The 8,325-nt window shown below is 43.7% G+C and carries 7 protein-coding genes; 4 read left to right on the top strand and 3 right to left on the bottom strand.

Features of this window, described 5'->3' with window-relative positions:
- The first annotated feature begins 88 nt into the window (after positions 1 to 88).
- Both pedR and NJ959_RS21535 read left to right on the top strand, forming a co-directional pair.
- Positions 89 to 385: a photosynthetic electron transport-dependent transcriptional regulator PedR gene (pedR, locus tag NJ959_RS21540; protein ID WP_254013796.1), complete on the top strand. Its 297-nt coding sequence runs from the start codon at positions 89 to 91 to the stop codon at positions 383 to 385.
- A complete protein-coding gene (locus tag NJ959_RS21535; RefSeq protein WP_254013795.1) occupies positions 382 to 972 on the top strand; it encodes a TolB family protein in 591 nt (196 codons plus the stop codon). The genes pedR and NJ959_RS21535 overlap by 4 nt, the downstream gene beginning before the upstream one ends.
- 106 nt (positions 973 to 1,078) lie before the next feature.
- Here NJ959_RS21535 and NJ959_RS21530 read toward each other — a convergent pair whose 3' ends face one another.
- On the bottom strand, positions 1,079 to 1,264 hold the full coding sequence (locus tag NJ959_RS21530; protein WP_254013794.1) for a hypothetical protein: 186 nt from the start codon (positions 1,262 to 1,264) through the stop codon (positions 1,079 to 1,081).
- Between the two features lie 418 nt (positions 1,265 to 1,682).
- On the opposite strand from NJ959_RS21530, the gene NJ959_RS21525 reads away from it, so the two are divergent.
- On the top strand, positions 1,683 to 2,213 hold the full coding sequence (locus NJ959_RS21525) for an MgtC/SapB family protein (RefSeq protein WP_254013793.1): 531 nt from the start codon (positions 1,683 to 1,685) through the stop codon (positions 2,211 to 2,213).
- A gap of 506 nt (positions 2,214 to 2,719) precedes the next feature.
- Here the strand turns inward: NJ959_RS21525 and NJ959_RS21520 are convergent.
- Positions 2,720 to 3,574 carry a prohibitin family protein gene (locus tag NJ959_RS21520; RefSeq protein ID WP_254013792.1) on the bottom strand — a complete coding sequence of 285 codons (855 nt, stop codon included), beginning with the start codon at positions 3,572 to 3,574 and terminating at the stop codon, positions 2,720 to 2,722.
- A 113-nt stretch (positions 3,575 to 3,687) separates the two neighbouring features.
- Positions 3,688 to 5,316, bottom strand: coding sequence for a B12-binding domain-containing radical SAM protein (locus tag NJ959_RS21515; protein WP_254013791.1), 1,629 nt, complete (start codon positions 5,314 to 5,316; stop codon positions 3,688 to 3,690).
- Between the two features lie 217 nt (positions 5,317 to 5,533).
- On the opposite strand from NJ959_RS21515, the gene NJ959_RS21510 reads away from it, so the two are divergent.
- Positions 5,534 to 8,260 carry a transglycosylase domain-containing protein gene (locus tag NJ959_RS21510; protein WP_309242681.1) on the top strand — a complete coding sequence of 909 codons (2,727 nt, stop codon included), beginning with the start codon at positions 5,534 to 5,536 and terminating at the stop codon, positions 8,258 to 8,260.
- Positions 8,261 to 8,325 lie beyond the last annotated feature (65 nt).

Raw genomic sequence — 8,325 nt, 5'->3', positions numbered from 1 at the left:
CCCCACACCCTACACCCCACTCCCCACTCCCCAATGGAGCTAGAATTGAGTAAATTTATAAGTAAATATACTGAAGGATAAAATACCTATGAGTGGTGATAAATCAGATCTGCCCGTATCCCTCTCAGATCGCGAAATGCAGATTATAGATCTAGTCGCTGCTGGTTTAACCAATCAAGAGATTGCCCATAAACTAGAAATTAGCAAGCGTACCGTTGATAATCACATTAGCAACATCCTGAATAAAACAGCCACAGATAACCGAGTAACATTAGTTCGTTGGGCTTTGGAGTGGGGCAAAGTTTGCTTGCCAAATGTCAATTGCTGTGTATTACCCATACTTGACACTCCCCGCTCTTCCATAGACCGGGAAGTGTCAAAATGATCAAGTGGTTTCCTCGGTGGGCTTATTTATTATTGTGTATTGTAGTTATTGGCGCGATCGCAGGCGGTTGCCAAGACGGTAATTTTTTGACTCCACCCGTTCAAACCATTGGCGCTACACTCAACAGTACCGCCGCAGATGGAGAACCCCGTTATTCTTATGATGGTCGTTACTTAGTCTTTAGTTCCGATCGCAACGCCCAACGGGGTATCTTTCTCTATGATGTTCAGCAACGGCGGCTAGTGGATTTACCCGGGCTAAACCAACCAAACATTTTGCAAGAGCAACCAGATATCAGTGCCGATGGTCGCTACATTGTCTATATATCCGAGGAATTCGGCAAACCTGACGTATTCGTTTACGATCGCCAAACCATGGAATCGAAACGGATAACTGAAAATATTCTAGTGGAAGTTCGCCATCCCACCATTAGTGGTAATGGTCGTTTCATTGCCTTTGAATCAAATCGTTCCGGTCAGTGGGATATTGAAATTTATGACAGGGGTGCTAAGGTTGACCTTTCTTTACCTATAGATCGTTCTCAACCCTCCGATACAAATGCACCCTCTCCAACCCCGCCACAGTGATAGTCTTGTCATTTAGCTGAAGTCATTTAGCTGAAGTCTGAATTTTTCTTATTCCCATTCCCCATTCCCCGATACGGCATCCGCGCTTACCATTCCGAAATTAGGATCATCTATTGAGAAGTGCTTCCAGATTATCTTGGATTTTTTTCCAGTCCCCCAGCAACACTTCTGAGTCCCACTCATCTAACCAAGTATCGGCTTCCCAGTTCTTTAATAAAGCGTCCCCTTCCCGATCGCTTGACCAGATCTGCGCATCCCACTCGTCTAACCATACTTCTGTTAATACTGTCATAAGGAATTTCCAAATAGCTCTCGGTTAACACAGGATATTGAGTTCAATGCCTTAATCATCTAGTAATTTCTGGAAAACTCCAGTAATTGAATGGCTCAAAACAGGTGATACTTATGTTCTCAAATAGTGAGGTGCGAGTAAACTATCTGTGATATTAATCACCAGAAGCCGTGATCCGTATCACTGAGTAGGGAAGAGGATTGATATTTTTTTTCAAAAGGAAAAAACGAATCACCTCTCTCCCCTGAAAAAACCAGAGGCGATGAATATTCTGTCAAAGGTTACAATCAGACAACAATCTCCAAAATGGTCGATCAAAAACAGGCAAACCCTAATTATAGCAGTCGCTTTCGTCGGTTAAGGCATTCTCAGCTACCAAATTTTAACAAGGGGCTGAGAGCCAATTGTCCTAACCGCTGTGGCAGTTGCTATAGAAATTGAGGTGGAAATAATTTCAATGATTTTATCGGCAGTACCCCCAACCCATACAATTTTTATCACTTCCGATGATTGGTTGGGTTTAACCTATCGACTCAGTTTGGCAGTTTTAGTTGGAGGCACAATCGGCTGGAATCGCCAAGCTGCTGGCAAACCCGCTGGATTGAGAACACACATGCTCGTCAGCTTGGGTGCAGCGTTGTTTGTTTTGATTCCCTTAATGGCGAATTCTTCTACCTCAACCGACACCATCAGCCGAGTCATTCAGGGAGTAGCCACTGGTGTAGGATTTTTAGGTGCTGGGGAAATTTTGCATCAGTCAGTGCAAGAGCCTAGTAAGCCAAAGATTAAGGGATTGACTTCTGCTGCTACTATCTGGTTGACGGCGGCATTGGGAATAGTGGCGGGTTGTGGTTTTTGGCAGTTGAGTTTTTTGGCTACAGTGATGGCGTTATTTATTTTGAGTGCGGCTAAAAAATTGGAACGAATTGTTTTTCATAGAGAGGATTAACTGGGTATTTTTTTACGAAAAGGTTCGCCAAGGGTTTAATTGGTGCAGTTAGGGCATACGATGTTAGACTTCCATTCTCTCTATTTCCTTTAGAACATCCGCTAAAAAAGGAGCATTGGAGCTGACTACATTCTCCAAATCGTCCAGAGGGGATAACGGATGGCTCCCCTGAATCCAAAAATACTTGTAAGTAGTCGGACATAAATAAACGGCACAGTATTACAACATCAAAAATGCTCATAACCTTTGCCACACAAGGATTGAAGTAGCATTCAGAAAACTTTACATAACACCGAAAACTTTTGTCCGACTACTTAGTGGGAGCGTCTTCCTTCCTGAAATTGGACTAAGCGGGCAAGATAACGACACCAAGCGGGCAAGAGAATTATCTAGTTAGACTTTGAGTACCAGAGATAGTAGTAGCGAATCACCCTACAGTATTCAAAACTCAAAACGGACTTCGTCCCGCTGCGCTAACAAAACTCAAAACTCAAAACCCCATTCCCTCAAAGACTGGGTGTTTCTTCTAAATTACCTAAGTTGAACAAGAAGGGTACTCCACTGTTACTATCACCATTAATAACTAGAACTTTCGGTACTTGCCCTCCACCTAATTTCCAAGCTTCAATGGCTTCTTTCATAAGTACGAGGCTACCTCCTTGGGCTTTTAGGGTTTCTGCTAATAGTCTTTGTGCTTCTGCTTTACCCTGGGCAATATTAATTTCTGCTTGTGCTTGTTGTTCAGCTTCTTGTGCTATATAGACTCCTCTTTGCGCTCGTTGTTCGGCAATTTGTTTCTCTTCGACTGCCTTAGAGAATTCTGCGGAAAATGTGAGATCGACAACGCTGGTATCTAGTATGATAATTCCATACTTATCTAAGCGACTGCTTAATGCTTCATCAAAGTCTCGCTTCAATATATCCCTTTGGGTAATTGCTTCTTCAACTGTTCTTTCAGCTGCGGCAATTTTAAAGGATTCCTGAGTCTGAGGTGCAATGATTTTTGATACAATATTCTGCAAAGTCCCTTGGGTTCTCCTAATATTAACTACTTGAGTTGGATCGAGGCGGAAGTTGATGGCGAAGCTGGCTGATAATTCCTGAAGATCCTTAGTCGAACTCTGTGCTGGTACTTCAAACTTTTGCACAGTTAAATCGTAGATATCTATTGTTGAAATTAATGGGGGTTTGATATGTATTCCTTCCAGTAATACTCCCTCTCTGGCTTTCCCCAAGATACTCATTACTCCCGCTTGGCCGGGGGTGATAATAATAAAGGAACTCAAACTGAGGAGAAGCACTGCTGCTGCTATAATTCCGGCAACTACAGCTTGCCAATTTTGTGGATTTTGATATCTCAATTTTTAGTCTCCTTTTATATGGATAATAGTGACTGTTTTCAGTTTACCAAATTTTGCGCCATTCCCCCTTCCCCAACTCAAAACCCTCATCCCCATTCCCTACTCCCTATTCCCTACTCCCTACTCCCTACTCCCAAATGCTTAACTAAAGTTCCTGGTGATAATGAGCCTTGCAAGTGACTCCAAGGCAAAATTTGCTCTGTTGACCAATTTGCATGAACATAGAAATCTAGTTCGGGTAATTTTCCTCGTAATTCTTTAAAGGCGCGACGGAAACTACCTAATGAGTCGCCATAATGCCTAGTTAATGCTAAAAGATGAGATAATCGACGATCTCCTCTAGAAATTAACGCTTGAATTACTGACCAATTATAGCTTTCTGGTCGAAAGTCTATTCCTTGCGATCGCAATTGCTTCTGCAAATACTGTAACCGCTTCTCTGCTTGGGGATTCACCCCAAACCACTGAAATGGAGTATGGGCTTTCGGGACAAATGTACTGCATCCCAGAGTCAACCGTAAACCAGGGGCTGCTTTTTTGATATCTCGCATCATCGCTACTGTCTGCTCTACATCTGACATTTCCTCTCCAGGAATTCCCACCATTCCGTACAGTTTAATACTCTTTAATCCTCCAGCTTTGCCATTAACCGCTGCTTGGATTATTTCTTCATTTTTTAGTTTTTTATTCACAATCTGTCGCAACCTTTCCGAACCACTTTCCACTGCGATAGTAATAGAATGGGTGTCGCGTTTTGTAAGTATTTCGGCTAACTTCTGAGTGACTGTATTAGTTCGGACAGAAGCGATACTCAATCGCACATCATCATACTTAGGTTGAGCCAGGTAATCTAACAATACCTCAAATTCTGGATGCTGGGTTACAGACGCACCCAATAATCCAATCCGTTTGGTTACCTTTAATCCTCTTTCAATTGCCGGAATTAAGGAATCTGTAACACTTGGCGTGCGAAAGGGTAGTGTGAGATAACTGGCTAAACAGAAACGGCACATTTCTGGACAACTCCGTACCACTTCCACCATATAGATATTTTCCCAAGCAGCTTTTTCTGTGACAACAGTGGAAGCTGACAGGGTATTGCCTCGATAGGTTTGTTTAGCTACTGTGGGGGGAATATCAGAATCTATCGGTTCTATTTTGGCTATACCTGAGTTGGGCGAAGCGATCGCGCCCGTTAAATCGTGATAAGTTACCTGATAAAGACTGGGAACGTAAATCCCTGGTATCTGGGCTAAATGTCTGAGTTGAGTTTGTCTATCAGCCTGTCGGACTTCTTGGTAAGCATTAATAAAATTATCTAGTAGATTTTCCCCATCTCCGAGTAAAATTACATCAAAGAAGTCCGCAAAAGGTTCCGGGTTAGCTGTTAGTACCGTACCTCCACCAAAAACCAGGGGATGGCAATCCTGACGTTCCCCTGACATTAACGGTATTGCCAAAAATTCTAGTAAGTTAAGGATATTGACATAATCCAATTCCCATGATATAGAATAACCTAGCAATTCTGTCTGAACTGGTAACTGTTCGTGGCAATCAGTGAACAAGCGGCTCACCTGGAGATCGGAACGGGAAGCGAGACTAGCCCAGATTACCTGATAGCCTAAGCTAGTAATCCCCACACTGTATGTGTTGGGGAAGGCAAAAATCGTAGGAATTGCAGTAGCTTCAGGAGTTGCTGGTGTAAAAAGGAGACGTTCGGAGGTAAATATAGCAGGAGTCACAGGTGTAGTTGCAAAATATGAGGAGTTCAGAAGGGAAGGAATTACGATACAATTTTCAACAAAGTGGCGGTTGGCATCAAAGGGTGGCTTCCCAGAAAAGTAAATTTAACTTATATTTAATAATCAAAGCTACATAAGCGATCGGCGCAGAACCAGATCCCAAGTCCGAAAATAATCAAAAAGTTGTGAGGGCTTGTGGTGTAATTGAGGAGTGCAAGTGACAAATTCCATCTCAAAGCACGAAGATCCATTGATCCTAAACAATTCAGCATTGTCAAAAGAACCGGAAGTAGAATCAACTCCTAAGAGTGATTCTAACTTAGAATCCTCTTTAAGTGACTCGAATTTAACTGAGTCAGAGGGTGAGGCAGAATTGCAACCGAAGGAGGAAACACCATCAAATCGGTTATTGACACAATGTCGGCAAGGAGCAACAATCGCACTGGAAGGGATCAAAAAGATTCCCGGCACAGTGAAAGATGCCTTATCCGGACCAAAACCAATATACCGTCAGGCGAAATTTTGGTTAGGATTGGGAGTAGTCAGCGTTGGTGGTGGTGCAATAGCCCTATCCATCGCTTGGAATGCCCTAGACAAAAGTCTCCCCGATGAGACAGAGGATGTTTTAACTTTTGTCCGCCCAGATACCCTCACCATTAAAGCAGCAGACGGGACGATCGTACAGCAAATCGGGCCTGCTACCCACGATACCCTCAAGATTTGGGAAATTCCTGACAAATTAAAGCAAGCTTTCATTTCTAGCGAAGATCAGCGCTTCCAAGAGCATAATGGACTAGATTACCAGGGTATCTTCCGCGCCACGGGATCGAACTTATTAGCTGGAGATTTGGTGGAAGGGGCAAGTACCCTCACTCAACAACTCGCTCGCATTGTCTACTTCGATCAACAGCGCAATTTCGGGCGCAAGATCAAGGAAATGCGGATGGCTCAAAAAATTGAAGAAGATTTAACAAAAGATCAAATTTTAGAACGTTATTTGAATCTAGTTTATTTGGGATCGGGAGCCTACGGCGTTGCTGATGCAGCTTGGATATATTTTAGCAAACCAGTAAAAGACCTGACTTTACCAGAAATGGCGATGTTGGCAGCACTGCCACCTGCGCCCACTGTATATTCACCTCTGGTTAACGAAAAAGTCGCTAAAGAGCGTCGGGATGTGGTGCTGAAACGAATGGTGGATATGAAATATATTACTGCTGCCGAAGCCAATGTCGCGATCGCAACTCCCCTAAATATTAAGCAGAGCAATCCCAAACGACTAGATCGACAAGCTTATTACTTTACAGAATACATTCAACAGGAATTACCCAAATATGTATCAAAAGACTTGTTGGCTAAAAAAGGATTAACTATTGAAACTACTTTAAATTTAGATTGGCAAAAAGCAGCAGAAGCAGCAGTCACAAAGACATTAAAAAATAGAGGATCTGGACAAGGATTTAAACAAGCAGCTTTAGTAGCAGTTGACCCCCGAAGTGGTCAAATTAAAGCTATGGTGGGTGGAAAAGATTTCTACAATCAGCAATTTAACCGCGTTACCCAAGCCCAACGTCAACCCGGCTCAACATTTAAACCATTTGTTTACTCAACAGGAATAGCAGGAGGCTTCTCACCTTATCGCGGTTATGAAGATGCCCCCTTTATTGTCGATGGTTACGAACCAAAAAATTACAGCGAAACATTCCGAGGTTGGACTAATATTAAAGATGCCCTGACAAGCTCAGTTAATATTGTTGCCGTTAAAGCATTAATTGATATCGGATGGGATCCCGTAATTGACGTTGCCAAGAAAATGGGGATTGAATCGGAATTAAAACCGACATACTCTTTGGCATTGGGAGCATCTGAGGTTAATTTATTGGAATTGACGAGCGCTTATGGCACATTAGCGAATAAAGGCGTTCACGTCAAATCTCACGGAATTCGTCGCATTCTCGACCAGCAAGGTAAGGTGATTTATGAGGATAAGTCAGTAGGAGAGCGAGCCATTGACGAAGATACCTCTGCCATTATGACGTGGATGTTGCGGAGCGTGGTTACTGATGGTACAGGTGGTAACGCTCAACTTAGCGATCGCGCAGTGGCTGGCAAAACAGGTACTTCTGATGAAGCACGAGATCTCTGGTTTGTCGGTTATATTCCTCAACTAGTGACAGGAGTCTGGCTCGGTAATGATGATAACAAGCCGACTTGGGGAGCAAGTAGTACCGCTGCTTATACCTGGAATCAGTTCATGGTGAAGGCAGTAGAAAATATGAAAGTGGAGAAATTCCCCGATCGCCCCAGCCAATTAGAAGGGCGCAAGCCAACTATTGAACTCAAGAAGCTCAAACCAAAACGGACTATTTCTAAACCGCTTCCTCAAGCTGACAGTAGCTCTGACAATGATAATGATGATAACTCTCGACGGAGTTATCGACGGAGTTCCCGACGTAGTAATGATGATAGCTCTGGGCGCACTTATCAACGTCGTTCCCGACAGAGTGATGATGATAGCTCAGAGCGTACTTATCGACGTACTTCTAGACGGAGTTATCAACGCACTTCTGGCGATAGTGGTGATTCTGGCTCTCAACAGAGATCGTTACGTCGCGCTAGACGGAGTTCGAGGAATACTAGTTCAAATTCAGATGAAACCCCTCGAGAATCACGCCGTTCCCAAAGTTCCCGTCGTCGCGTCTACAATGAGAGCCAATCTCAACAAGCCACTGAACAACCAACTAGGCGTGCCCGTCGCCGCGTGCGGACAGAAAACTCAGATTCTAGTAACTCATCTTCGAGACGCTCAGGCTCAGTACGCCGAAGATCTCAATCTTCAGGAGGTTCAGGTTCAAGCTCTGGTTCCGCTCCCAGGTTACAACAGAGGTTGCAATCTGCACCAGCAGCACCTCCCCCAGCACCCCCTGCATCTCGCAAATCATAAGATTGATTTCTGGGCTTTGTAGGGCAGGGAGAAGGGGGGGCAGGGGAGCAGGGGAGAGGGTTTGA

The sequence above is a fragment of the Limnofasciculus baicalensis BBK-W-15 genome (assembly GCF_024178385.1).
Lineage (GTDB): Bacteria > Cyanobacteriota > Cyanobacteriia > Cyanobacteriales > Coleofasciculaceae > Limnofasciculus > Limnofasciculus baicalensis.
This window is presented reverse-complemented; position numbering and strand designations above follow the sequence as displayed.